Genomic DNA, 25,256 nt, shown 5'->3' with positions numbered 1-25,256 from the left:
CACCCTATCCTATTTTTACTTGGAAAAAAGAAGAGTCTACCCGTATAATAGGGCTTGTACATAAAGAGAGGATGACAGGAATGAAAAAAGGTACCTTCACATTGATCGTATTTTTAATCGTCGGTTTAATTACCGGGATTATCATAGGCCAGCTGCTGGCTGCAGTGCCTGCTCTCGCATTTTTGACCAAATCGGCGCAAATATCATGGGAGCCCAAAGCCGATTTACAAGTCGTGAAATATGAGTTCCATCTTTTGGTGAAACTAAACCTGTGCAGTATTCTTGGACTAGTGGGGGCTTACCTCCTGTATCGTAAGGTGTAACTGGATTGTATTTGGAAGGCCATATTAAATATTACAATCAGCTAGGAGTTGTTTCTTTTGAGTCATTCCCCTAAACAAAGACTTATTCTTGCTTCGTCTTCGCCGCGGAGGCAGGAACTTATTCAATCACTTGGTTTACCCTATATCATTCGAGTGAGTGACGCAGATGAGACCGTCGAAGAAAAAATATCGCCTGCTGAGCTCGTAGAAGTGCTCTCTTTGCGTAAAGCTGGAACTGTTTTGGAAATGCTTGAAGCCAGTGAAAAAGAAGGAATCATCATCGGTTCTGACACCGTTGTTGTCTATCAAGATGAGGTTCTAGGTAAACCGGTGAATGAGCAGGATTCTTTCCGGATGCTTAAAGCACTGCAAGGCAGTACGCATCAGGTTTACAGCGGAGTTGCTTGTGTGGACGCGGCTACAGGTAAGCAGGTAGTCTCTCATCGTGTGACTCATGTGAAGATGAAGTCTATGTCGGACGCACAAATTCTACGTTATATTGCCACAGGAGAACCTAAGGATAAAGCTGGTTCTTATGCGATTCAAGGGATCGGGGCAACGATCGTGGAATCTATTGAAGGTGATCACTTTACCGTTGTTGGATTGCCGCTTTCTCTGCTCAGTGACTTACTGCTAAGCTTTGAGATTCAAGTTCTATAATCATCCGATCTAGGCTGGAATATATGTCCAATATAGGACGCATACATTGACTGTGTAATCTGTAACGGTTACAATGACAGTAAGCGACATGACTTCGCATTCTTCAGGGAGGTATTTGCCATGAACAGCGAATTTACAATAGCCGTCCACAGTCTCGTATTTCTGGCTCATTTACCGGATCATATGGCAACCAGCGAAGAAATTGCTGTGAATGTATCTACCCATTCTGCTCGTATACGTAAAGTTATGGGCTTTCTACGAAAAGCAGGTTACGTTTCGACCAAAGAAGGAATCGGTGGCGGATTCATACTTAGCTGCAACCCGAACGAGGTAACACTCGGCGAAATTTACCGATTAACTTGTCAAGGTTCCTTGAAACCGAGCTGGTGCTCTGGTGATGAGAATAAGACCTGCGTCATTTCATCCAAAATGGATCTATTGATGGGGAAAGTTTTCATTGACGCAGAAAAGCAAATGGAAATATACTTTGATGGACATACCATCGGCAGTATGCTGGAACAAATCAGAGCGTTCGAATGCCCACAATCGAATAAAGAGCAATTGTCCTAGAAGCCCTCGGATCTTATAAATCCGCGGGCTTTATTTTGTTTTTATGAGCACTTATCCGTATGAATGGGATGCGTTTAAGTAACACAACCTACATAATGAAAGAGGGGAATTCATGGAAGTCACAAGTTTGATGTTACGAGAAGTACCACAGGAGGAAAGACCCAGAGAGCGCATGCTCCAATACGGAGCAGGTGCATTAAGTCATGCAGAACTCCTGGCCATTTTACTTCGAACAGGGACAGTGTCGGAATCAGCGCTGCGTCTAGCAGGTCGTATATTAAGTGAAAGCGGCGGGCTGCGCAGCCTTGTTGACATGAGTAAAGACCAGCTAACCCAAATCAAGGGAATCGGCAATGCGAAGGCGCTGCAAATTCAAGCCGGAATTGAGCTCGGACGCAGATTAGCCAAGAGTACATTTGCGGAGCGAGTTACGATTCGTTCCCCCAAGGATATTGCAGATTTAGTGAGTGAAGATCTTCGCTATTTGCAGAAAGAACATTTCGTTTGCCTGTTTCTCAATACCAAGAACCACTTGCTTGCGCAGGAAACATTATCGATGGGCAGCCTGAACGCGTCCATTGTTCATCCTCGTGAAGTTTTTCGCGCGGCAATTAAGCGCAGCAGTGCTTCAATCATCTGTGTACATAATCATCCTAGCGGTGATCCAACTCCAAGTCCGGAGGATATTCAGCTCACGCATCGTCTTATGGAGGCAGGAACAATAATTGGTATTGAAGTGCTTGATCATGTTATCATTGGTGATCAGAGATTCATAAGTTTGAAGGAACAAGGCTTTATGTAATATAATAGATAACGCAATAGGAAAGGAGCAACTACCATGTTCGGTGGTTTTACGAAAGATTTAGGAATTGATTTAGGTACAGCGAATACATTGGTATATGTAAAAGGCAGAGGAATTGTCGTTAGGGAGCCGTCCGTGGTTGCTCTACGTACTGATACAAAAACAATCGAGGCTGTCGGAGATGCCGCTAAAAAAATGATCGGCCGTACACCAGGCAACATTCGCGCAATTCGTCCAATGAAGGATGGGGTTATTGCTGATTTTGAGACGACCGCGACGATGATTCGCTACTTCTTAAGACAAGCACAGAAGCAGCGTTGGTTGTTCCCGCGTCACCCGAATGTGATGGTTTGTGTGCCTTCAGGCATCACAGCTGTTGAGAAGCGTGCTGTTGAAGATGCGACGAAGCAGGCTGGAGCACGCGAAGCTTACACGATTGAAGAACCTTTCGCAGCAGCGATCGGTGCTGATCTTCCCGTCTGGGAACCAACTGGTAGCATGGTTGTTGACATTGGAGGGGGAACAACGGAGGTTGCAGTCATCTCACTTGGAGGGATTGTAACGAGCCGTTCCATCCGAATTGCAGGCGATGAAATGGACGAAGCCATCACTCAATACATTAAACGTACGTATAATTTGATGATCGGTGAACGTACATCCGAGACGCTTAAGCTGGAAATCGGGTCGGCACTTCCTATGGACAAGCCTGAGTCCCTCGAAATAAGAGGACGTGACCTAGTTTCCGGATTACCGAAAACGTTAAGCGTTTCTTCCGATGAAATTACGGAATCGTTGACGGACACGGTGAATGCGATCGTTGAAGCTGTGAAGGTTACTCTCGAGAAGTGTCCGCCTGAATTATCAGCGGATATCATGGATCGGGGAATTGTACTGACCGGCGGCGGCGGCTTACTTCGTAATCTTGACCGTCTGCTTGCCAGAGAAACCGGAATGCCAGTACTCGTCGCTGAGAATCCGCTAGATTGTGTGGCGATTGGAACGGGGCGCGCTTTGGAAAATATCCATTTGTTCAAGAACAGATCAGGATCCAGTTCGAGATATAAGCGTTAATATTCGTTAGAAGGTGCTAATTTGTTTAAATTTATGGGCAACAAGAGGTTGATTTTTCTGATGTTCGGTCTAGTCTGCTTCTTTATATTGATGGGACTGACACTCGGGAACCGGGCACCCATGACGTGGCCGGAAAAATTTGTTAAAGACTCGGTATCATGGACGCAAGGACTCTTCTACAAGCCCGCTGCGCAGGTAGCGGGTTTCTTTGAAGACATCCGTCAGCTAAGAGTTATCTACGAGGAAAATAAGACGTTGAAACTGACTCTTACGCAGTATGCACGAGATACACAGCGTTTGAATGAGCTAGAATCACAAAACAAGCGGTTAATGGAAGCTCTTGGCTTCACAGAAAGACAGCGTCAGGCTAACGTGTATACGTATCGCATTGCTGAGGTCGTAACGATTGATCCAGACCCGTACAACAAAACGGTCACGATTAATCTAGGCGATAAAGATGGCATTAAAGAGAATATGGCCGTCATGACCGTAGATGGGTTGGTCGGCAGGGTGAGCAAGGTGTTTGGTTTCCACTCTAATGTTCAGCTACTCAATGAAATCAATGATACCGATAATAATTCTAAGGCAATTGCGGTTACAGTTAAGGGAAATGAGAGTCAACCCTTCGGGATGATTGAGTCTTACGCTAACACTGGTGAGCTTGTGATGAACAAGGTCGAACATGCGGACGATATGAAAATCGGGGATACCATCATTACATCAGGTTTAGGGCAAGTATTTCCTAAGGGCATTGAGGTAGGGACAATCTCTTCCATCGGTCCAGGGGAATTCGGCATTACCTACAAGGTTATGGTGAAGCCCAAAGCTTCGTTCAACCATATTCGCGAAGTGTTTGTTGTCGAAGTTCCGGAAGTGAAATGAGGTGAGCCATTAAGTGATTAGACATTTGTTGTGGCTCATTCTACTCGGTTTGTTTATCCTGCAAGGAACCTTGCTTGTTTGGCTAATCCCTTCATCCTGGCAATCTAGCGTTAATGTGACGCCCCATTTAACACTTGTATTCATTTTGTTTATCGGACTTTTTCATCATCGTCATACCGCATTAATTTATGGACTTTTGTTCGGACTATTACACGACTTTAACTATTATGGATCGATGCTAGGCGTATATTCCTTCGGCATGGGGCTAACTGGCTATTTGGCCGGACTTGCGCAGCGAAGGCAGCCTAATTTGATTTTTTATAACTTACTCATAACAGGCGTTGGTTTGCTGTTGTTTGAGTTTATTAATTTTGGTATCAATCGGTTGTTCAAGCTCATCGATATTGATTTGAAGTTTGCTCTCACCCATTACATGCTTCCGAGTGTTCTATTTAATCTGCTAATCGCCTTGATTTGCTACGTTCCCATCCGCAAGCTGCTTGAAGGAAAGCGGATTGTGCCGTCCGGAAACGAAGATTAATTTTCCAGGCTCTAGGCAGGAGAATTAAGGACATGAACCGAAATGTATAGGTTGGGAGGTCGTAGCGCAATTATGTCTGTAACAAAGCACCATGTGATGATAAAAGGGGTCAAGGATGGCCTTGTTTTTTTGCTTAACGACGCATGCGAATGGCAAATCTTGCTGCAAGAGCTGCAGCATAAGCTTGAGAAAACGCATCAACAAATATTGACTGGACCGATTATTCATGTGCACGTTAAATTAGGCAGCCGAGAAGCGACCGAAGAACAGAAGGAAGAAATTCGGTCCGTCATCAGGCAAAAAGGCAACCTGCTTATCCAATCGATCGAAAGTGAGTCGCCTAAAGAGGAACCTGCGGAGGAGTCTGCGGTTTCTATGACAACGCTCAAAGGAATGATTCGATCAGGACAAACCCTACACAACGAGGGTGATTTATTATATTTAGGCGATGTTAATCCTGGCGGAACGATTACCTCTACAGGGAACATTTATATAATGGGGTCTCTTCGCGGCATGGCGCATGCGGGGGTGGATGGCGATGAGAAAGCGATTATCGCTGCTTCTCATATGCGTCCCACGCAACTTAGGATTGCCGGAATCATTAGCCGTCCACCGGATGAATGGGGTATCGACGAGGCTTTCATGGAATTTGCTTATGTAAAAGAAGGTAAAATGGAAATCGACAAGCTGCACCAGCTTCATCGTATTTGGCCGGAATCAATGTAAGATAATTGTTGTATATGTGAAAATAGCGTGTGGGGTGAGAAAATATGGGAGAGGCAATCGTCGTCACTTCAGGAAAAGGTGGCGTTGGTAAAACAACGACATCTGCGAATCTTGGAACGGCACTAGCGCTTTTAGGGAAAAAAGTTTGCATGGTAGATACCGACATTGGACTGCGGAATCTGGATGTGGTCATGGGTCTGGAAAACCGTATTATTTATGATCTTGTGGATGTTGCAGAAGGCCGTTGCCGTTTACCGCAAGCATTAATTAAGGATAAGCGCTTTGATGAGCTTTATCTTTTGCCAGCTGCTCAAACAAAGGATAAGCATGCCGTATCGCCAGAGCAAGTAAGAGATATTATTTTGGAGCTCAAAAAAGACTTTGAATTTGTCATTATCGACTGTCCAGCTGGGATCGAACAAGGCTTCAAAAATGCCGTAGCCGGAGCAGACAAAGCGATCGTTGTTACCACACCGGAAAACGCGGCTGTACGTGATGCTGACCGCATTATCGGTTTACTGGAGAATGAGAAAATTTCCTCACCTAAGTTAGTCATTAACCGCATTCGTCCATTGATGATGAAGAAAGGCGAGATGCTGGATATTGATGAAATATGCTCGGTACTCGCCATTGATTTGTTAGGGATAGTTCCAGATGACGAGCATGTGATCAAAGCAGCTAATTTAGGGGAACCCACCGTGATGAATCCGTCGTCGCGCGCTGCTATTGCTTACCGCAATATCGCTCGTCGCATATTAGGCGACACGGTGCCTCTTATGCAGTTGGAGGACAAAAGCGGCTGGGTCAAACGTATGAAAAAGTTTATCGGAATAGGTTGATCGTCCAATGCTTGCCAAACTTAAAAACATAGATATTCCTATTGTTGTCATTTTGATTGCTTTTATGGTCATTAGTACGATGCTGGTATACAGTGCATCTATCGATCATCCTAAAATTAACGTTAGTATCACGAAAATACTCGTCTTATATGGCGTTGGTCTCGCAGCGTTCGTTGCAAGCAGTTTATTTGATTATCGAGTACTAATCAGAATTGCTCCCTATCTTTATGGTATCGGCATCTTTTCTTTGATCACGGTCTACTTTTTTGGCACGAAAATTCATGGGGCGCGTGGCTGGTTTGAGCTCCCTGGAGGCTTGACCTTCCAACCAGCTGAGTTAGTGAAGTTAATTCTAATCGTGGCTGTTACTGCTCTGTTGGCAAGGCGCAAAGGTGATTTACTGCAAATCAAGAATGATATTATTCCAGTCGGTGTGGCTGTGCTGGTCCCGTTTATCTTGGTACTCATTCAACCTGATCTAGGGAATGCGATCATTTTTGTAATCATTCTTTTGGGTATGATTTGGATTGGTAATATTAAATACTCGCATGTCTTACTTAGCACAGTCGTACTCATAGGCGCTGGATTCTTGCTCTTGACGTTATATAAGTATTTCCATCAATCCTTGTTTGATATGCTTAAGGTTTATGGTTTTAGTCACTGGATGGATCGTATCGATACGTTCCTTTATCCGCAAGATGTGTCTGCTGATGATAATTATCAAGTCCGTAATGCGGTAAGAGCGATCGGTTCAGGAGGTTTGGAAGGCGAAGGTTTTCTAAAAGGCACCTCTGTTCATAGTAATTTCATTCCATTCGCGTATTCCGATTCGATTTTCGTCGTCGTTGGTGAGGAATTCGGTTTCCGCGGATCAGCGGTTCTATTGTTGATCTATTTTTTACTCATTTACCGCATGATCCTCATCTCGATCCAGAGTAGTCAGCTTAGCGGAGCTTATATTGTGGTGGGTGTGGTTTCCATGTTCGTCTTTCAAATTTTTGAAAATGTTGGGATGATGATAGGTATCATGCCGTTAACGGGAATCACTCTTCCATTCGTCAGTTATGGGGGAACTTCTCTACTGATTAACATGCTTTCATTAGGCCTCGTGATGAGCGTAAAGCTGCATCAGGAACGTGAACCTGAATTTTTCTAAAAGTATATGAATGCAGTGCCCTTGACCTTTGGTCAGGGGCTTTTTTTGTCCACATAATCTTGTCCCTCTTCTCATAGGCTGTACAAAGGCAAACGATGGGGAGGGGCTTCCATGGAAGTCAAAGATAAAGTGAAACAGCGAAGGATGGAACGACTTCGCAATTTGCGCGAAACGTCAGATGCTTCTAACGGGAGTGGAAGTCCGGTGAGACCCTCTGGATTTAGGGGGAATTCGTTGCCAGTACAACATCATACCGAAGTACCGCTCTATGTGGACTCCGAATGGAAACGGCGAATGGAGGATCCTGAGTATGCATGGCAGCAAAAATTATTAATGGACACAGCATTAGTCGGGCGTGATTATCTGAGGGATGGTGAAAGAGGCTTGTTCGCGCCGCCATCGCCTCGTAAGATTGCAGTCAAGCTGTTCATTAGTTGTGTTTTGTTTGCAGCACTTTACGGGATGTTCCAGCTTAATCAGCCTTGGGCTAATAAAGGGAAGCAATTCGTGACCGCTTCACTTACGCAGTCGTACGATTTCAATGCACTATCAGCTTGGTATAGTGATCAGTTCGGCGGCTCACCTTCATTCATTCCTAGCTTTAATCGAGAAGGGAATGAGGCCATAAGAGTGAATGCCTCTAAGCGCACCTTTTTTTCCCCTGCAAAGGGAAGCATTGTTACACGTTATGACGGAACTTCCCACATGGGAGTTAATTTGAATACCATTGAATTTGCACCGGTGTATACGTTGGATACAGGTCAGGTCATTTTCTCGGGAGTAGCTGTAGAAACGGGCCTAACAATTGTGATACGCCATCCAGGAGGACTTCAATCTTTGTATGGCGGATTGAGTGAGGCCGATGTTGAGGTAGGTGACTGGATGAAAGTTGGCGAACCCATCGGTAAGGCTTCCAAGAAGGATCCTGCGAAGGGGACGCTGTACTTTGCCGTTACGAAGGACGGGCATCCCGTCAATCCATCGGATGTGATCAGCTTTGATTAAATGGGCCGGAACTACGTATCGATTCCATCCCTTATTTACACTCATTATGATCGGTTCTGCCATTACAGGCTACTTCCTGGAGGCTATTACGCTATTTGGCATCGTACTGGTTCACGAGCTTGGTCATTTGGCTGCTGCCAACGGCTTTGGCTGGAGGGTGCGGGAAGTGCAGCTTCTGCCTTTTGGGGGAGTTTTGATCGTAGATGAGCTTGGAACGGCTCCGACGCGTGAAGAGCTGATTGTCTCTCTAGCCGGGCCGCTGCAGCACGTATGGATGATCCTCGTTGCGTTGCTGATGAAATGGGTGGATGTGGGCGCAAGCAGCTGGTGGGATTATTTCATTGAAGCTAATTTGATGATTGGCTTATTTAATCTTATTCCAGTCATGCCGCTCGATGGTGGCAAAGTGATGCAGTCATTATTAGGGTATTTATTGTCTTACCATAACACGATTTTATATACAGCATGGATCAGTATGATCTTAAGTCTGGTTATTATAGTCATAGCCATTTTCCAACTGATCAACGGACAACTCCCGCTCAATATATTAGTCATCGGTATTTTCTTGCTTGTATCCAATTGGTATGCCTATCGACAGCTGCCCTATCACTTTTTTCGCTTTCTTATTGGTCGCGGGAACCGAATGAGCAGGCTATTGAGCCGCGGGACGTTAGCACAGCCGATTGTTATTACGAGACATCGCACAATGGCGGAAACACTGAAACTTTTTATGCGGGAAAAATATCATTTAATCTATATCGTAGGAGAAACAGGGCGCATACAAGCCGTATTGCCGGAACAGCAATTAGTGAGCGGTTATTTGGATGGGAAAAAACCGGGGAGTGCAGTTTCCGATCTTTTCATGTAAAATAACTGTTGAGGTGAACGTGTATGAAGCAACTTATAATTCACTGCGCACCTGATCTTACACAAGCGGCATTGCTTGAAGAAAGTCGCCTTGTTGAGTATGATACGCAGTATCCGCTTGATTCTCAAAGAGCAGGCAGCATCTACATGGGTCGCATCGTCAACGTCCTTCCCGGCATGCAGGCGGCATTCGTCGATATCGGCCTTGCGAAGAATGCCTTTCTATATATAGACGACCTCCTACCCGTCCACTTGGACAAGCAGCCTAAGATTAAACCCTCAATAACGGAGCTCGCCGAAGTCGGTCAGACGTTGATGGTGCAGGTGACGAAAGATCCGCAAGGTACTAAAGGTGCAAGAGTAACAACGCATATTTCCATTCCTGGCCGCTGGATTGTTTACATGCCAGACGCTGATTATATTGCTATATCCCGTAAAATTGATTTGGATGCAGAAAGACAGCGCCTCAAACAGCTTGCCGAAGGCAGCTTGCTTCCTGGTGAAGGTGTTATTATACGAACGGGTGCTATTGGTCAAAGCGAAGAAGCGATTCGTGATGATTTGCAAAATTTACGAGAATTATGGAGTGCCATTGTATCCAAAATGGAAGAGGCACACGCGCCCGCGCAGCTATATCAAGATCTTGATCTCCTGCCTAGATTAGCCCGAGATGTCATAACGGATGACGTTCATGAAATTTGGCTAAATGATGCCAAAGTATACGAAGAGATGAAACAGTTACTGCGTAAGCAGCAGCCGAGTTGGCGGGGACGTGTAGCTTATTATGACCGCAAGATACCGTTATTTGATCAATTTGGTGTTACAGAAGAGCTGAATCAGAGCTTTAGGCGTAAAATTTGGCTGCCTAGCGGCGGGTATTTGATATTTGATCAAACCGAAGCACTTACTGTGATTGATGTGAATACAGGTAGGTATACCGGATCCATTGATTTAGAACAGACAGTTACCGATATTAATCGAGAAGCGGCAAGTGAAATTCCAAGGCTTCTGCGTCTTCGTAATATAAGAGGCATTATTATTGTTGATTTTATAGACATGAGTTCGGAAGTGAATCGAGCAGCCGTGATGGAGAACATCACACAAGCCGTTCGTAAGGATCGTTCCAAAACGATTATTGTCGGTTGGACCAAGCTAGGCCTGCTTGAGATGACGCGTAAGCGGAAATAATAATTGCATTACAAAATGTTTCTGTGATATAATACTCGGAGTGTGTTGTTTAGGCATGCTGTAACCGCACGAATCGGGTCTAAGCACGGATTTGGATTTTATCCTAACCGTCACCTGGACAAGGCGAGTCTGAGACATGAGGAGGTAATGAAAATGTACGCAATTATTGAAACAGGTGGTAAACAGTACAAAGTTCAAGAAGGCGATGTTCTTTACATCGAAAAATTGAACGCAGCTGAAGGTGAAGTTGTTTCTTTTGATCGTGTGTTCTTGGTTTCCAAAGAGAGTGGCTTAGTAGTAGGTGCTCCATTGGTTGCAGGTGCTTCAGTTTCCGCGAAAGTGGAGAAACACGGCAAAGGCGCTAAAGTCATCGTTTATAAGTACAAGCCGAAAAAGAACTATCACAAAAAGCAAGGTCATCGTCAACCGTACACAAGAGTAGTAGTTGAGAAAATCCAAGCGTAAGAGGCAGCCTTATGATCTATGTGACCATAGAGCGTCTTGCACCGGATTCACCTCAGATCTCATCTTTTGTAGTGGAAGGCCATGCTGAATATGACGTACCTGGCAAAGACCTAGTCTGCGCTGCAGTATCAGCGGTAACGTTTGGTACTTATAATTCGATTGAATCGCTGACAGGCGTGATTCCCATTCACGAGATGGAACGAGGCTTGATGGATGTTACAATTCCAGAAAGTACACGATCTGTTCCGGAGACATGGAATAAGGTCCAATTGATTCTAGAATCGATGGTCGTCATGCTACAAACCATTGCAGATAATTACGGTGACTATATAACGATTGAAACAATCTATCACAAAGGAGGATAACACCATGTTGAAATTGGATCTCCAGTTTTTCGCTTCCAAAAAAGGGGTGGGTTCCACAAAGAACGGACGTGACTCACACTCTAAGCGCCTTGGCGCTAAACGTGCTGACGGTCAAACCGTTACTGCTGGAAGCATTCTCTACCGCCAACGCGGTACGAAAATTCACCCAGGAACGAACGTAGGCATCGGTTCGGATGATACACTTTTCGCTTTGGTACAAGGCGTAGTGAAGTTCGAACGTTGGGGCCGCGATCGCAAAAAAGTGAGCGTATACCCAGTTGATGTAGCTCCTGTGGCTGCAGCTTTAGAAGCGTAATATGAATCCCTGGCGAGCGATAAGCCCGCCCAGGGATTTTTTTCTACTACGAAACAATATAGGGATCTTTGGTCGAAGACCAAAGTCTCTCATCTAAGAACGCGGTCACTCATCTTGAATGGCCGAGGGCAGAGGTTTTCTCATTTGTTTGGTGAAGTTTGCTAGTAAATCATGATATACTGGATGAACGGCTACAAAGCAGGGAGAACGGAGCGAACGGGAAATGAAGCAAGCAGGCAGCACGCAAGTTTATTTATTGGCACTTGTGCTTATAGGTTTGACGGGAATGATGTTTGTGGAACCTTGGATTGTCAGGGGTGCTTTACTACTGATCATAGTCTTTAGCGGTTATACCGCCTTCAAGTTGGAAGCGAGTAGATTGGAAGAAAAGAGGAGCCAAGAGCTCCGCCAACAGGAACAACAGTCTCAACAGAAGTTAATTCAGGTCATAAATCGCTTACGTCACGATTGGATGAACGATACCCAAATTTTGTTTGGTTATATTCAGTTAAAGAAGTTTGATAATTTACAGCCTTATATGGAAAAAATAAAAATGACTATGCAGCAGGAAAGTAATCTCTCCAAGTTAGGTGTTCCATCGTTAATTGCTTTCTTGCTGCTTTTTCGCGTCCAGTCAAAGTCATTAGAGCTGGAAGTTGAATTAGATCAAGAAATCAATCTTGGACAACTTCCTCTGCATGACGGACTTATCGAAAGATTGGTACGTCAAACCGTGGAATGCGTTCAGGAGCATGCTGCGGCAAGTGACGGTGAAAGCGGTACACTCAGCTTGGAATTTGATGTTCAAGAAGATGGCTTACTGCTTGATTTTGTATATCAAGGCCCCTATAACCGGGAGCAACTTGAAAAAGCTGTGAAGGAAACCCTGCTTTCGAAAGTGAATTCTTTTTCGCTGGAGCAGAGTGAATGGCAAGAGGAAGAAGCGGTCATCACATTGCGGTTACCGTTTCTTACATAATAAAGGGATCTTTGGTCCAAGACCAGAGTCTCTCCTTAGTTGAGGTGTAGAAATGTTTGTTGATAAAGCGAAGATATTTGTTAAAGGTGGCGACGGTGGCGACGGTTTAGTTGCTTTCCGCCGTGAGAAATATGTACCAGAGGGCGGACCTGCAGGTGGCGACGGAGGAAATGGCGGCGACGTTATATTCCGTGTAGACGAAGGTCTGCGGACATTGATGGATTTCCGCTATCAGAAGCACTTTAAAGCGGAGCGCGGCGAGAAGGGCCGCAACAAGTCGATGCATGGTGCTAACGCAGAGGATATGGTTGTACGCATCCCGCCGGGGACAACCATCATCGATGATGACACTGGGGAGGTTATCGCCGACTTGACGCGTCATGGACAAGAGGTGGTTGTGGCCAAAGGCGGTCGAGGAGGCCGAGGCAACACACGCTTCGCAACAGCACGCGTAACAGCACCAGAAATTGCTGAGAACGGCGAGGAGGGCGTGGAGCGTTGGGTTGTGCTGGAGATGAAGGTCATGGCCGACGTCGGCTTAGTAGGCTTCCCAAGCGTTGGGAAATCCACGCTATTGTCGGTTGTCTCTGCCGCGAAGCCGAAAATTGCGGCGTATCACTTTACAACCCTTACCCCGAACCTCGGGGTTGTGGATGTTGGTGATGGACGCAGCTTCGTCATGGCGGACCTTCCCGGTCTTATTGAAGGGGCACACGAGGGTGTGGGACTCGGTCATGAGTTCTTGCGCCACGTAGAACGGACGCGAGTGATTGTGCATGTCGTGGACATGTCTGCTGCAGACGGCCGCGATCCTTATGAAGATTTCCTCAAGATTAATGAGGAAATTAAGCTCTATAATGCTAAGTTGGAACAGCGTCCGCAAATTGTTGTTGCCAATAAGATGGACATGCCAGAATCAGAGGACAATCTGGCTTTATTCAAGGAGCAGATGGCCGCTGATGGCAAAGAGTTTGAGGTTTACCCGATCTCTGCTTTGACACGAGGCGGTGTGCAGGAGCTTCTCTACAAGATCTCAGACATTGTAGAAAGTATCCCGAATGCTCCTGAAGTAGAGGGTGTAGCTGATAAAGAAGAGCGTAAAGTGTATCGCTTCGAGAAACGCGAGGAGAATGATTACACGATTCGTCGTGAGAACGATGTATTCATTGTTGAAAGTCCGTCGATTGAGAAATTGATCAAACGAACGAACTTCAGTACACAGGACGGCGTCGCTCGTTTTGCTCGTATTTTGCGTAATATCGGGATCGATGACGAATTGCGTAAACGTGGAGCCGTCCATGGGCAGACGATCCAAATTGGTGATTTTGACTTCGAATTTGATGAGAAGCATTAGAACGATAGAAACACTTATCCTAAGGATGAGTGTTTTTTTGCGTTTAAGAAGTTGGAGATTAGATACTCGAGTTGAACAGTGTACAACAATTTCCGCGGTTTCTTCTTGAAAAGCCCAGGATGTTGCATGTTGTACAAGGCTTTCGATTGATTCATTATGTCTCTCACAACTGGTATTCAAAACTCCAAAATCTGATTTTAGAGTCATTAGCTTTTATGAGGGGAGCTGGGCTATTGTGATTAGCAGTGTTGTAATATCTACAACAATTTACAAGCCCAAAGGCTATTTTGCAACTTGAAGTTGCAGTTTGTACAACATTTTAGCTCATTTGTTTGAGAAATGGCCTGTATAGGACCAAATTGTTGTACATGATGCAACAACTAATGGAAAAAGGTGAGATTTAGGTAGTAATTGTTGCAGTTTGTACAACATCATTCAACCGCGAACATGAATTCATTCATCTAGCAACCTCAATTGAGCCTAGTTGACGATTGAACACGAACTAAGACACCTCCATGCAGAGCAAGATTAGATGAATAAATCGACGGTCTCGATAATACAACATTGGCATCTACAATAGCCGAATCTTCCCTCACTAAGCTGCAAAAAAGACTTTAGAATCAAATTTTGGAGTCATGCCTATCAGTGGTTAGCTGGCATAATGCATGAATTGACAGTCTCCGCAGTACAACATTACACGGATGAGAAAGCGATTAATTATTCATACCTCTGGGGCTAACGCGGATTATCCTGCTCAATGTTGTACAAAGTACAACGACACCTGTATTAGCAAGTTAATGCTAAAGCATATACGTCTCACGCGTTGTAGCTTACTTTGCATCAACTTTTATAAATACTATCACTCGAGGACGGCGCAAACCGTTCTTTTAACGTTAAAACGCGGATTAATGTCATGAAACTTGACACGAACAAAGAAAAAGATTACGATTTTATTAATTAACATAATTTAATGTTAAAAAATATAACATTTCATGAAGTGTATCCATGAAGTGTATCTATGAAGTGTATATGAAGTGTATCTATAAAGTGTATCTATGGAGTGTATCGATATGAGGAAGGAGGAATTTTGATGAAAAGATGGATTCAAGCGATGGGAACTGGTATGCAAGGATCACGTGATTTATCTTATGATGAAGCTGTAGAAGCCGCACATGAGATGGCCAGAGGAGATTCGACAGAGGCTCAATGCGCAGCTTTCCTAATGGCACTGTGTATGAAAGGGGAAGCTGACGAAGAGTTGATGGCATTCATTGATGTTTTCCGCAGCTATTCTTTGAATTACCATACTTTTGCGGATTCACTCAATTGTGCGGGACCAACGGAAGGCCGGCAATATTTTCCCATTACACTGCCAGTTAGCCTCCTGCTTGCTTCAGTGGGTTTCTCCCAGGTACTGCATGGAGGTGATTCACTTCCGCCGAGACAGGGAACCGCAATGAAAGAACTATTAGAAAGCTTCGGCGTTGCGATAGATTTATCAGTGAAAGCATGGGAAACGATGTTGTTTCACCTGCATATTGGATTTCTTCATACCGAACAGCTTTGTCCGCCGCTTGGGAAGCTGAAACAGGTTCGCGAGCAGTTAGGATTGCGAACTGTGATGAATACCGTTGAGAGAGTTATAAATCCCGTACGTTCAATGAATATGATTATAGGAGTCAATCAGCGAAAAGCAATGGAATCTCTGATTCCCATATCTATCCGATCTGGCTTTCAAAATGTATATATTATCAATGGGATAGAAGGATCCGAGGATTTGCCGATCTACCAGAACAGTACAATAAGGATCGTGACCCCTTGGGGAGATGAGTCGCGAGTGGTTGAACCGCAGAAATTCGGCTTTCTGAGTGAGCCCCTGCTGCCTTTAAGTAAAGATGATCAGGTTGCCATGGTGCGGCGCATTATTGCTGGAGAAGATTCAGAGGAATTGAAGCGGGAACGTGATCATGTCATTTTTAATGCGGGACTTCGGTTGACGTGGTTTGATAAAGTGGGGAGTTATGAAGAAGGTTTTCAACTGGCGGAATCGCTGCTGCAAAGGAAAGAAGCCCACAAAGTTATGCAGCGTTGGGTGGACCAGAGTCATCACTTTATGCTTCAAGATGATCCGAAAATCCATGATTCCTCCGCCAAAATTGGATAAAGGTCTTCCTAAATGCTGTAATGTATCAGCTAAGGAAGGCTTTTTTTGTTTCCATCTACCAGAGGAATTAGAGGTATGTTTCCAATTAATTGTGATCTTACCCCCCCAAAAAGGAGGCCATATTACGAATAAATATGAAGGACAACTACTTTCGAAGCCAGGTAGTCTGGCGACACGGAAGAAGAGGCGAATGATGCTCGTTCTGCAACATAAAATGCTAGGAGGCCAACATCATGAAAAAACAACTACTGACCCTCGTACTTGCTCCAGCCCTTATCTTTGGCGCTGTGACAATTCCTTTACCTAAAGAAGCTTCGGCTGCATCAACAGGTCAAATTATTAACAGTGTCAGTCTTCGCCAAAGTGCGAATGAGAATTCTACGCGTATCCGGTATTTGAAGGAAGGCGAGAAGGTTACCATCCTGTCCAAAGTGAACAGTTGGTGGTACAAAGTGAGAGCTTCTGATGGCCGTGAGGGTTACATAAGCACAAGCGCCAAATACATAAAAGCATCGGGTGTTACATCGCCTGGAGATTCCAACACGAATGGTGGTTCCGGCAGTGGTTCTAGCGGTTCAACAAGTGCGAATGTTCAAAAAATTATAGCTGCTGGTAAGAAGTATCTAGGTACTCCCTATGAATATGGATCAAGTCGTGATAATACAAGAACGTTTGATTGCTCTGACTTTGTCCGTCAAGCTTTCTTGGATGGAATTGGAAAGAAGCTGCCAAGCGACTCTAGAGGCCAGGGGAGTTATGTGAAATCTCTCGGGCATGCCAAAACAAATTGGCACGATCTGAAAGCTGGCGATCTCATGTTCTTCATGTCTTACAAAGGGACAAGCAAATCGAATTACAGCGGTATTAATAAGTCTACTCAGACCATTACGCACGTGGCTATTTACTTAGGAAATGGACAAATTTTGTCGACATACTCCAATGACAGCGGTGGTGTTCGGATTGATTCAATCGAAAATCGCCACTGGGAGTATCGTTTCTTATTCGGAGGCAGCGCGTTATAATTAGCAGTTCAAAAAGGCAGAACTCGAGCAATCGATGTCTGCCTTTTTGCTATTCATATTAAGTCTGCAGGGGATCTACTAATGGGTTCCAGTGAATAGTAGGTTCACCTGTGTCCAGTTGAATTCCTGCTGAGCCTACCCATGGGTGCTCAGTAAGGCCTACGCTGAAATAATGTTCAAGCAAGCAACGAAAAATAAAAGGGATTGGGCGCTCCAGCACCTGTTCTTTAGGAATCCAATGTAGATCCCCTTCGGGTGTGACGATCCGCGGGTTCACATCAGTCGTTCCGATATAGAAAAATTGCTGGCGAACTTCTTGTCCATTCAATCGAAGTAAAACATACTGCATGCGCAGCCCTTGGATTTCATCATGCTCAATGCCAGTCTCCTCCCACACTTCGCGCAAGCAGGCTGCCCGCGGATTATTCAATTCACTCGGCTCCAGGTGACCGCCAATAGCAGCCCATAAACCTGGCGACAGCGAACGCGTTAAGGAGCGTTTCATCATTAGTAATTCGTTCTGGCTGTTCCAGAGGAGAGCCGTAGACATCATGCGTAATGTAATCATGGAGGCAATCCCTTTCTAATCTAGTACTATCAGCTTATCATAGTGAAGTAAGGTGCTGCAAAAGATGAAAAATTAAGATGTGAATTGCCTATTGCTTCAATCCGTATGATTCGATATAATGTCCTCTATAGAGGAACATTGGTCTTTCCAGAGAGGACGATGGTGAAGTGCCGGAAAGCAAAGATTTTTTACAAACGATCAAGCACACCGGTCCTGAGAGGTACTACTTAGTCCGGGAAGATATTTTGCCAGAAGGAGTACTCAAGACAGCTCAGGCTAAGGAGCTGCTTGCACGGGGTGAAGTGAAAACGATCCACGATGCCGTTGAACAAGTCGGACTCAGCCGCAGCGCTTTCTATAAGTATAAGGATGGTATTCACCCTCTCAGCAAACTGGAACGAGAGCGCATCATCACAATATCTATGGATTTAGAGCATCGGTCCGGGATTCTGTCTCGTGTACTGGCTCTCATTGCTAATTTGGATGGGAATGTATTAACGATACATCAAACAATTCCTCTGCAAGGTATGGCGAATGTCGTCATTTCGGTAGAGACTTCCTCGATGGGGGAAGAGATTCGTCAAATGCTTAATCGACTTCAAGCGCAAGAAGGGGTCAAGCGTGCCATGGTCATCGGTCAAGGCAGTTAAGATAGAAAAAATATTCAGGAGGTAACATACATGAAACCCATCAAGGTTGGTTTGCTCGGATTAGGTACAGTAGGAACAGGTGTAGTCCGCATTATCGAAGGACATCAAGAGGATTTGCAGCGTCAAACAGGCTCGTCCATTGAAATCTCAAAAATTTTAGTACAAGATAAATCAAAGCTTCGCAACATTTCCGTGGATGCAAATAAACTGACGGAACAAGTATGGGACGTTATTAGTGATAGTGAGATTGATGTTGTCGTTGAAGTTATGGGCGGAGTTGCAGCAACCAAAGAGCATATTTTAACTGCGCTAGGCAATGGCAAGCACATCGTGACAGCGAATAAGGATCTTATGGCCATGCATGGCGCTGAAATCTTGGCAAAAGCAGCTGAACACGGCTGCGATGTATTTTATGAAGCTAGTGTTGCCGGCGGTATTCCGATCATTCGTGCACTCGTAGAGGGCTTCTCGTCTGACCGTATTACGAAGATTATGGGCATCGTGAACGGTACAACCAATTACATTTTGACTAAAATGAGTCAAGAAGGCGCTGCATATGCCGATGTCTTGAAAGAAGCACAGGATCTTGGCTACGCAGAAGCAGATCCAACATCTGATGTTGAGGGGCTGGATGCCGCTCGTAAAATGACCATTTTATCGACACTTGGCTTCCATGCCAATGTTGCTCTTAGCGATGTTGAAGTAAAAGGCATTTCGAAGGTATCCAAAGAAGATATTCAATACGGCAAAAAATTAGGCTACGAAGTGAAGCTGCTTGGAATTGCAGAAAATCATGATGGTCATATCTCTGTGAGTGTACAACCTACTATGGTGAAAAACTCGCATCCGCTTGCTTCCGTAAATGGTGTGTTCAATGCTGTGTATGTAACAGGCGAAGCAGTAGGTGAAACGATGTTCTACGGTGCTGGAGCAGGCGAGCTGCCGACGGCAACATCTGTCGTAGCAGATTTGGTTGCTGTTGTACGCAACTTGAGGCTGGGTGTGAATGGACGTACGGTGCTGGCGCCTTACAAAGAAATGAAGCTGAAGACGGACGAACAGATTGCCTCCAAAAACTTTATTCTTCTGCACGTTGAGGATAAAGCGGGTGTACTTGCACAAATTACGCAAATTTTCGCTCAGCACGAAGTTAGTTTGGAGTCTGTGTTCCAACACCCGAACCAATCCAATCCGAAGGCTGAAATTATTATTATCACGCATGATGCGAACCAAGCCAGTATGAAGAATGTGCTGAGACAATTCGAATCCATGGATGTTATTCACGCCATCAAAAGCGTTTATCGCGTAGAAGGCTAAATTATTGAAAAGAGGCGCAATTTCGAAATGAGTTATAAGGCAGTGCAAAAGGTAAGAGTGAAAGTGCCGGCAAGCACGGCAAACTTAGGTCCTGGCTTTGACTCACTGGGGATGGCCTTGAACTTATATGCCTGGATTGACATGGCGATCTCGAAAGAAACGACGATTCGCTTGATCGGCGATCAGATGAACGGAATTCCAACGGACAAGTCCAATTTAATTTATAAAGTCGCGCAAATGGTATTTGAACAGGCGAACGTTTCTCACCCTGAACTGGATATTTCCATGTATAGCGATATTCCACTCACACGCGGTCTAGGCAGCAGCGCGTCAGCTATAGTTGGTGCGCTTGCCGGCGCCAATGCCCTAATCGGGAACAAGCTCACGCAATATGAGCTGTTCCAAATCGCGAGCCGCCTGGAGAAGCACCCGGACAATGTCGGGGCAAGCTTGTTCGGCGGGATCGTGGTTGCGTTCTGGGACGGCGAGAAAGCCGAATCTATTCGAATAGAGCCGGACGCTAATTTGGAGGTGCTGGTGGCGATACCAGCGTTCCAGCTTTCTACAGAGAAGGCAAGAAGCGTAATGCCGAAGCAAGTGACCATGAAGGATGCGGTGTTCAACCTCAGCCATTCCTCTTTGCTTGTTGCCGCGCTAGCTACCTGCAACCTGGGGATGATCCGTCATGCCATGAAGGACGCGCTGCATCAGCCTTACCGTGCAGAGCTCATTCCGGGCATGAAGACGCTGCTTGAGCAAGCGGAGAACCATGGTGCGCTAGGGGTTGCACTTAGCGGAGCTGGACCGACGATGCTTGCGTTAGTGGATGCACGAAGCGGCCAGAAAGAGGAGCTCGAGGCATTCCTGAAGGACACGCTTGCTAAGGAAGGAATTGAAGCGCAGACGCTATGGCTAAAGCCGAGCGGAGAAGGTGTGGCGGCAGTTCTGCTGCAAGAAGGTGACGGGGATCTGTTATCCTTCGTTGAAGGGGAGGTTCTTGCATGAAGCGGGTTGCCATCTTAGGACCAAGTACCTTTTCGGAAGAAGCCACCCGTCATTTTTTAGGTGAAGACTTTACTTATGTTTCATACAAGCTAATTTCTGAAGTGTTCAATGCGACAGCGTCAGGGGAAACGGATTTAGGGGTCATTCCCATTGAAAACACACTTGAAGGATCCGTTCATTTACATGTCGACTGGCTCGTTCACGAGGTTGATCTGCCCATTCGGGCGGAGTGGGTTTTTCCCATTGATATGAATCTCATAGGGTTTCCGAATCCTGACGGACAAGTGGAAGCTTCGAATCCATATGGACATATTCGTAAGGTATTATCTCATCACGTCGTTCCTGCACAGTGCAGTAGATTTATGAAACAGTATTTGAGCGAGGCAGAGTTTGAGCAAGTAAGCTCCACGGCAGAGGGAGTACGAATAGTATCAACGCTGCAGGACCATACCGTGGCTGCTATCGGAACGGCTATTGCATCTACAAACTATGGTGTTCCTATGCTGCAAAGAGAAATACAGGACCATAAAGACAATATGACCCGGTTTTTGCTGGTTGGTACCGAAGCGTCAGAACTAAAGTCCTCGGAAGACATGAAAACAACTATTCTTGTCACACTGCCTGAAGATTACCCAGGTGCCCTGCATCAGGTGCTCTCTGCTTTTGCTTGGCGCAGAATTAATCTTTCGAAGATTGAATCCAAGCCCACGAAGAAGAAACTCGGTACTTATTATTTCTATATCGATATTGCTGGTTCCCTGGATTCCGTTCTCCTGCCATCTGCCATTCAAGAAATTGAAGCGATTGGTTGTCAGGTTCGAATTTTGGGTTGTTATCCGAGTTATTCATACACGAGTTAATACCGTTCTTCCCTTGCGTTCATTACGCGAGGGATTTTTTTTGTCCAAAAGGGGCAAAAGCCTAGGAACCTGCATAAACTGTAATATCATTGTGACTAAGCGAATGCTTACGAAGCAAGTTTTCTTGCGAGAACTCGAGATTATGCTTACCAAGTAGTTTTTTTAACGAAACTCGAGTTAATGCTTACGAAGCAAGTTTTCTAACGAAAACTCTAAGGAGGTATGGTGTTGAAAATCCACATTGTCAAAAAGGGCGATACCCTGTACGAGCTTGCAAAAAAATATCAAACCACATTGGACGAAGTCATCGCACTTAATCCGCAAATTGAACAACCGGATCATCTTGACATCGGGATGAAGGTGAAAATACCTTCCAAGCCGAAGCCAGTTGATCCGCCTGCTTCAGATTACGTTTATAAACACGTTGTGGAGCAGGGTGATAGCTTATGGAAGCTTGGTAAGGCTTGGGATGTACCCCTTCAAGATATGATTAAAGCAAATCCTCATCTGAAGAATCCCAATGTACTTATGACAGGTGAAATTGTTTATGTGCCCAAGATGCATCATGAGCACGTAGGAATTAAGCCGTTATCGACGTCTAAACCATCGACAGAACCATTTGCGCAAGTCCCATCAGCTCAGCCATGGGATGTTGCAGAATCGTATCAGCAACCATTTATGCCGATTGCAGAAGAGCCGATAAGCCAAGCGCCGCCTGCGCCGTATGTAGAATCGATGCCGTTAGCTGAGCAACCGTTTGTACCTTCGCCGATGCCCGCTGAGCCAGTCATTCCTGCGCCTGAGCCTGGGGTTATAGGTCTCCATGCACCCTACGAGCAGCAAGCGGTCCATCCCTTCCAGCAGTTTCACATTAAAGCGACTGAGGTATTTGCCTATCCAGGTTCCGAGCAGCAAGAGGTGCCAACATATCCGGAGTTTTCACCGTATCAGCAGTCGCCATATGAGCAATTTCCGTATCATGCAGAGCCAACCTCCTATCCAATGAGTCAAGATGGCTGTGGCTGCGGAGGCCAATCGATGATCGAACAGCCTTGGACGACATTCCCGGCGGGTTACCCAATCGGAACAGTAGAAAGTCCATGGGATGGTTATCAGCATGGCTTTCCAACAGTTCCTGGTTTATATCCTCCAGCTTCACCCTATGATATGCTACAAACAGCACATAATCCGTTTGACTACCAGCAGGCTCCTTATGGCATGCAGCACACTGGACATAATCCATATGATTACCAGCAAGCTCCTTATGGGATTCCTTATGCTGGGGCTCATTATCAGGCTCCTTATGAGTCGCCTATTATGCCACAGGTCCACACGCATGAGCTAGCGAAAGAAACCGATACAGAAGAAATTGTTGAAATTGACATCCGTAATGATAAGAAGGCAAATAGGTCAAGCAGCAATTCTTCAAAAAGAGTGAAATTGTCAGGTACAGCAGCACTTAATGCTTTCTTGAAACGTCAACAAAGAGCTTCTGAAAAGCAGGACGCTAAGCAAAACGCACCTTGGATTAACTTCTGAGAATGAACAAGAAGCCTCCTAAACCACAGGATTAGTGGAATAGGAGGCTTCTTAGTTTCGTTATGCTATTATGGATTAGGCGATCATACCCAATGTGAAAAAAGTCATTAAACCGACAACGAAATTCATGCCCCATTTTTTGCGAAGCAATTCACGACCGCGGTGTAACCGAGTTTTCACTGTTGTAATCGGTAGGTTCAGTTTATCACTTATTTCCTGAAGAGAGAGCTCTTCCAGATAATATAGCGTAATGATACTTCTATATTTGTCAGCTAATTTATTAATGGATGTATGCATATGCTCTTGAACTTCTGTTTGGAGAACAACGTGCTCAGGCGACTGATCTTGGCTTGCAAGCTTACTGTAATAGCTGTAATCATCGTCATAATCGTTCAGCTCGGCATCTAAGGATTGAACAGGTCTTTTTTTACGCAGCAAGTCAATGGCGACATTTTTACCAATTCGATAAATCCAAGTAGAGAAGTTCTGACTTTCATCAAAGTGGTTTAAGTTCAAATAAACACGGATAAATGTTTCCTGAACAATGTCCTCAGAATCAGGCCTGTTATGCAGCATACGAAATGCAAGTTTCTGTATTTTGTTTCGGTATAACTCGACTAGCTCCACGAAAGCGTTGCGGTCGCCCCGTCTGGATAATTGAATTAATTGAAGTTCTGCCACATTCATGCTGTTCCCCTCCTAATATAGGGATCTTTGAGCGTAGCTCAAAGTCTCTCTGCTTTGGGATCTTTGAGCGTAGCTCAAAGTCTCTCTGCTCTGGGATCTTTGAGCTTGCTCAAAGTCTCTCCGTTTATAGTTTTCGTAAGAAAACTTGTATCGTAAGTTTAGCATTTGCCTTTTGAAATATATATCGGTTTCCCTGGATAAGTATGAGAATATTTCATCTACTTCTGACTATATCATTTCTGTGGCTACAGTCAAATTATAAAGCTAGGGAGAGCTCATTTTATATCCATTTGTTACCGAATTCATGGATGTTTGGTGACTTTTCTGAGATGGAGATGGATATGAGGCTGAGGTTGAACGCGGTGAGGTTACACCAGATTCAATTTTTTGTACTTCATTCCAAATGGCGACTGCCCCCCATAACAGGACAACTCCTATAATCAGGAGTGTTGTACGTTTGATTCGTTTCCTACCGTTCATGATTGGGCTTCACCATCCGTCTTGATTGGTTTCATACTCTCCCTCTATGGTAAATGATGTATAGTGCCTCATGCAAATGGAAACAATACGGAAAAACGAGAATAGAAGGGGATATCGGTGAATGTACTGCAACTTTTGAGGCATTTGAAAAGGAAGCTGCGTTGGAAAAGAAGTTGGTTGACTTTAGGAATGTTCTTTACCGTGGTTATGGTTAGCTATATATTATATGCAACTGGGAGCCGTCTAAGTGCTGGTGATAGCCCTGGAGCGGTTAGATCGACCTTTGCTGGTCTTACACCGGTTGACGATCAACGTCTTCAAGAAGCAACGACAATGCTGAAAAGAATAACGGATAGCAGAGAGGGCTATTTGCTTAAGAAATATGTTTGTGGCGAAGAGCGAAGTCAGTTGGGCCTGCAAAGCCCTCAAGAATTATTGGAATTGCAAATGAAGCACCCTAATTGGTTGCTGGGCATAGGTGCGAATGGAGAAGTCACTTTTACCGAAAATATCGATGATTTATCGCCGGAATGCAAGGAAAAGGCGGTATTCGGCATCGACGGCAGCAGCAATCTGTCCCTATTTAATGGTACGCCGGCCAAGGATAATGTGATTCGAACATTTTTTCAATTAAATATTAAGCATTTAGAAAGCAGTCTTCCACGCGAAACGGTGGAGCAGCTCCATGAAGGGATCCGAGTCACTGATTTGGAGGAGTATAATAGCGTATTATCAACTTTCAGCGATTATGCCATGCCGCCCCAAGAGACTGAACGGGCAATGACAAGACCTTAAGATAGGTGATAGTAAGATGAAGAGGTAGATCGGGAGATTCCTGAGTCTATCTCTTTTTTT

General features: G+C 45.0%; 28 protein-coding genes and 1 other annotated feature. Of the genes, 26 read left to right on the top strand and 2 right to left on the bottom strand.

Going from position 1 to position 25,256, the window contains the following annotated elements; genetic code table 11:
- Positions 1 to 80: 80 nt before the first annotated feature.
- From ASG85_RS29790 to ASG85_RS29695, 20 genes are all read left to right on the top strand, one after another.
- On the top strand, positions 81 to 323 hold the full coding sequence (locus ASG85_RS29790) for a DUF4321 domain-containing protein (RefSeq protein ID WP_047675969.1): 243 nt from the start codon (positions 81 to 83) through the stop codon (positions 321 to 323).
- A gap of 57 nt (positions 324 to 380) precedes the next feature.
- Positions 381 to 983, top strand: a complete 603-nt coding sequence (locus ASG85_RS29785; RefSeq protein WP_060648588.1) for a Maf family protein — start codon at positions 381 to 383, stop codon at positions 981 to 983.
- 120 nt (positions 984 to 1,103) lie between these two features.
- Positions 1,104 to 1,553, top strand: a complete 450-nt coding sequence (locus ASG85_RS29780; RefSeq protein WP_057306156.1) for an RrF2 family transcriptional regulator — start codon at positions 1,104 to 1,106, stop codon at positions 1,551 to 1,553.
- Positions 1,554 to 1,665: 112 nt separating this feature from the next.
- A complete protein-coding gene (gene radC, locus ASG85_RS29775) occupies positions 1,666 to 2,355 on the top strand; it encodes a RadC family protein (protein WP_060648587.1) in 690 nt (229 codons plus the stop codon).
- A gap of 36 nt (positions 2,356 to 2,391) precedes the next feature.
- Entirely contained in the window at positions 2,392 to 3,426 is a 1,035-nt protein-coding gene (locus tag ASG85_RS29770) for a rod shape-determining protein (protein WP_056836326.1), read from the top strand.
- A 21-nt stretch (positions 3,427 to 3,447) separates the two neighbouring features.
- The gene (gene mreC, locus ASG85_RS29765) at positions 3,448 to 4,308 is read left to right on the top strand and encodes a rod shape-determining protein MreC (protein WP_235549391.1); all 861 of its coding nucleotides are present in this window, start codon (positions 3,448 to 3,450) and stop codon (positions 4,306 to 4,308) included.
- A gap of 13 nt (positions 4,309 to 4,321) precedes the next feature.
- On the top strand, positions 4,322 to 4,849 hold the full coding sequence (gene mreD, locus ASG85_RS29760) for a rod shape-determining protein MreD (RefSeq protein WP_057306155.1): 528 nt from the start codon (positions 4,322 to 4,324) through the stop codon (positions 4,847 to 4,849).
- 72 nt (positions 4,850 to 4,921) lie between these two features.
- The gene (minC, locus tag ASG85_RS29755; protein WP_057306154.1) at positions 4,922 to 5,575 is read left to right on the top strand and encodes a septum site-determining protein MinC; all 654 of its coding nucleotides are present in this window, start codon (positions 4,922 to 4,924) and stop codon (positions 5,573 to 5,575) included.
- 44 nt (positions 5,576 to 5,619) lie between these two features.
- Positions 5,620 to 6,414: a septum site-determining protein MinD gene (gene minD, locus ASG85_RS29750; RefSeq protein WP_057306153.1), complete on the top strand. Its 795-nt coding sequence runs from the start codon at positions 5,620 to 5,622 to the stop codon at positions 6,412 to 6,414.
- A 7-nt stretch (positions 6,415 to 6,421) separates the two neighbouring features.
- A complete protein-coding gene (locus ASG85_RS29745; RefSeq protein ID WP_057306152.1) occupies positions 6,422 to 7,570 on the top strand; it encodes an FtsW/RodA/SpoVE family cell cycle protein in 1,149 nt (382 codons plus the stop codon).
- Between the two features lie 111 nt (positions 7,571 to 7,681).
- Positions 7,682 to 8,575, top strand: a complete 894-nt coding sequence (locus ASG85_RS29740) for a M23 family metallopeptidase (RefSeq protein WP_060648586.1) — start codon at positions 7,682 to 7,684, stop codon at positions 8,573 to 8,575.
- Positions 8,568 to 9,443 carry a M50 family metallopeptidase gene (locus ASG85_RS29735; protein WP_060648585.1) on the top strand — a complete coding sequence of 292 codons (876 nt, stop codon included), beginning with the start codon at positions 8,568 to 8,570 and terminating at the stop codon, positions 9,441 to 9,443. Before ASG85_RS29740 ends, ASG85_RS29735 begins: the two co-directional genes overlap by 8 nt.
- 23 nt (positions 9,444 to 9,466) lie before the next feature.
- The gene (locus ASG85_RS29730; RefSeq protein WP_057306149.1) at positions 9,467 to 10,630 is read left to right on the top strand and encodes an Rne/Rng family ribonuclease; all 1,164 of its coding nucleotides are present in this window, start codon (positions 9,467 to 9,469) and stop codon (positions 10,628 to 10,630) included.
- Positions 10,631 to 10,682: 52 nt separating this feature from the next.
- Positions 10,683 to 10,771: a sequence feature (ribosomal protein L21 leader region), on the top strand.
- A gap of 12 nt (positions 10,772 to 10,783) precedes the next feature.
- On the top strand, positions 10,784 to 11,095 hold the full coding sequence (rplU, locus tag ASG85_RS29725) for a 50S ribosomal protein L21 (RefSeq protein ID WP_029194673.1): 312 nt from the start codon (positions 10,784 to 10,786) through the stop codon (positions 11,093 to 11,095).
- A gap of 11 nt (positions 11,096 to 11,106) precedes the next feature.
- Complete coding sequence (locus ASG85_RS29720; RefSeq protein WP_029194674.1) at positions 11,107 to 11,460, top strand: ribosomal-processing cysteine protease Prp; 354 nt, start codon at positions 11,107 to 11,109, stop codon at positions 11,458 to 11,460.
- A gap of 4 nt (positions 11,461 to 11,464) precedes the next feature.
- Positions 11,465 to 11,776, top strand: coding sequence for a 50S ribosomal protein L27 (gene rpmA, locus ASG85_RS29715; protein WP_029194675.1), 312 nt, complete (start codon positions 11,465 to 11,467; stop codon positions 11,774 to 11,776).
- 223 nt (positions 11,777 to 11,999) lie between these two features.
- Positions 12,000 to 12,755, top strand: a complete 756-nt coding sequence (locus ASG85_RS29710) for a Spo0B domain-containing protein (protein WP_057306148.1) — start codon at positions 12,000 to 12,002, stop codon at positions 12,753 to 12,755.
- A gap of 52 nt (positions 12,756 to 12,807) precedes the next feature.
- Positions 12,808 to 14,109, top strand: a complete 1,302-nt coding sequence (gene obgE / locus ASG85_RS29705) for a GTPase ObgE (RefSeq protein WP_057306147.1) — start codon at positions 12,808 to 12,810, stop codon at positions 14,107 to 14,109.
- A gap of 1,090 nt (positions 14,110 to 15,199) precedes the next feature.
- Positions 15,200 to 16,273 carry an anthranilate phosphoribosyltransferase gene (locus ASG85_RS29700; RefSeq protein ID WP_060648584.1) on the top strand — a complete coding sequence of 358 codons (1,074 nt, stop codon included), beginning with the start codon at positions 15,200 to 15,202 and terminating at the stop codon, positions 16,271 to 16,273.
- A 233-nt stretch (positions 16,274 to 16,506) separates the two neighbouring features.
- The gene (locus ASG85_RS29695) at positions 16,507 to 17,295 is read left to right on the top strand and encodes a C40 family peptidase (protein WP_060648583.1); all 789 of its coding nucleotides are present in this window, start codon (positions 16,507 to 16,509) and stop codon (positions 17,293 to 17,295) included.
- Between the two features lie 58 nt (positions 17,296 to 17,353).
- Here the strand turns inward: ASG85_RS29695 and ASG85_RS29690 are convergent, their stop codons facing one another.
- Positions 17,354 to 17,863 carry an NUDIX domain-containing protein gene (locus tag ASG85_RS29690; RefSeq protein ID WP_057306144.1) on the bottom strand — a complete coding sequence of 170 codons (510 nt, stop codon included), beginning with the start codon at positions 17,861 to 17,863 and terminating at the stop codon, positions 17,354 to 17,356.
- Between the two features lie 167 nt (positions 17,864 to 18,030).
- Between ASG85_RS29690 and ASG85_RS29685 the strand changes: the two genes are divergently transcribed.
- The 5 genes from ASG85_RS29685 to ASG85_RS29665 all read left to right on the top strand — a co-directional run bounded on the left by ASG85_RS29685 (position 18,031) and on the right by ASG85_RS29665 (position 23,234).
- Entirely contained in the window at positions 18,031 to 18,513 is a 483-nt protein-coding gene (locus tag ASG85_RS29685; protein ID WP_082562464.1) for an ACT domain-containing protein, read from the top strand.
- 30 nt (positions 18,514 to 18,543) lie between these two features.
- Positions 18,544 to 19,830: a homoserine dehydrogenase gene (locus ASG85_RS29680; protein WP_057306143.1), complete on the top strand. Its 1,287-nt coding sequence runs from the start codon at positions 18,544 to 18,546 to the stop codon at positions 19,828 to 19,830.
- A gap of 27 nt (positions 19,831 to 19,857) precedes the next feature.
- On the top strand, positions 19,858 to 20,835 hold the full coding sequence (gene thrB / locus ASG85_RS29675) for a homoserine kinase (RefSeq protein WP_060648582.1): 978 nt from the start codon (positions 19,858 to 19,860) through the stop codon (positions 20,833 to 20,835).
- A complete protein-coding gene (gene pheA, locus ASG85_RS29670; RefSeq protein ID WP_060648581.1) occupies positions 20,832 to 21,695 on the top strand; it encodes a prephenate dehydratase in 864 nt (287 codons plus the stop codon). Before thrB ends, pheA begins: the two co-directional genes overlap by 4 nt.
- Before the next feature lie 228 nt (positions 21,696 to 21,923).
- Positions 21,924 to 23,234: a LysM peptidoglycan-binding domain-containing protein gene (locus ASG85_RS29665; RefSeq protein ID WP_060648580.1), complete on the top strand. Its 1,311-nt coding sequence runs from the start codon at positions 21,924 to 21,926 to the stop codon at positions 23,232 to 23,234.
- A 75-nt stretch (positions 23,235 to 23,309) separates the two neighbouring features.
- Here the strand turns inward: ASG85_RS29665 and sigW are convergent, their stop codons facing one another.
- Positions 23,310 to 23,921 carry an RNA polymerase sigma factor SigW gene (sigW, locus tag ASG85_RS29660; RefSeq protein ID WP_060648579.1) on the bottom strand — a complete coding sequence of 204 codons (612 nt, stop codon included), beginning with the start codon at positions 23,919 to 23,921 and terminating at the stop codon, positions 23,310 to 23,312.
- Between the two features lie 597 nt (positions 23,922 to 24,518).
- Here sigW and ASG85_RS29655 point away from each other — a divergent pair.
- Positions 24,519 to 25,196, top strand: a complete 678-nt coding sequence (locus ASG85_RS29655; protein ID WP_060648578.1) for a BofC C-terminal domain-containing protein — start codon at positions 24,519 to 24,521, stop codon at positions 25,194 to 25,196.
- Positions 25,197 to 25,256: the final 60 nt, after the last annotated feature.

It is taken from the genome of Paenibacillus sp. Soil724D2, from assembly GCF_001427935.1.
Classification (GTDB): domain Bacteria; phylum Bacillota; class Bacilli; order Paenibacillales; family NBRC-103111; genus Paenibacillus_E.
The sequence above is the reverse complement of the archived record's forward strand: the minus strand, read 5'-3'. Positions and strand labels throughout refer to the sequence as shown.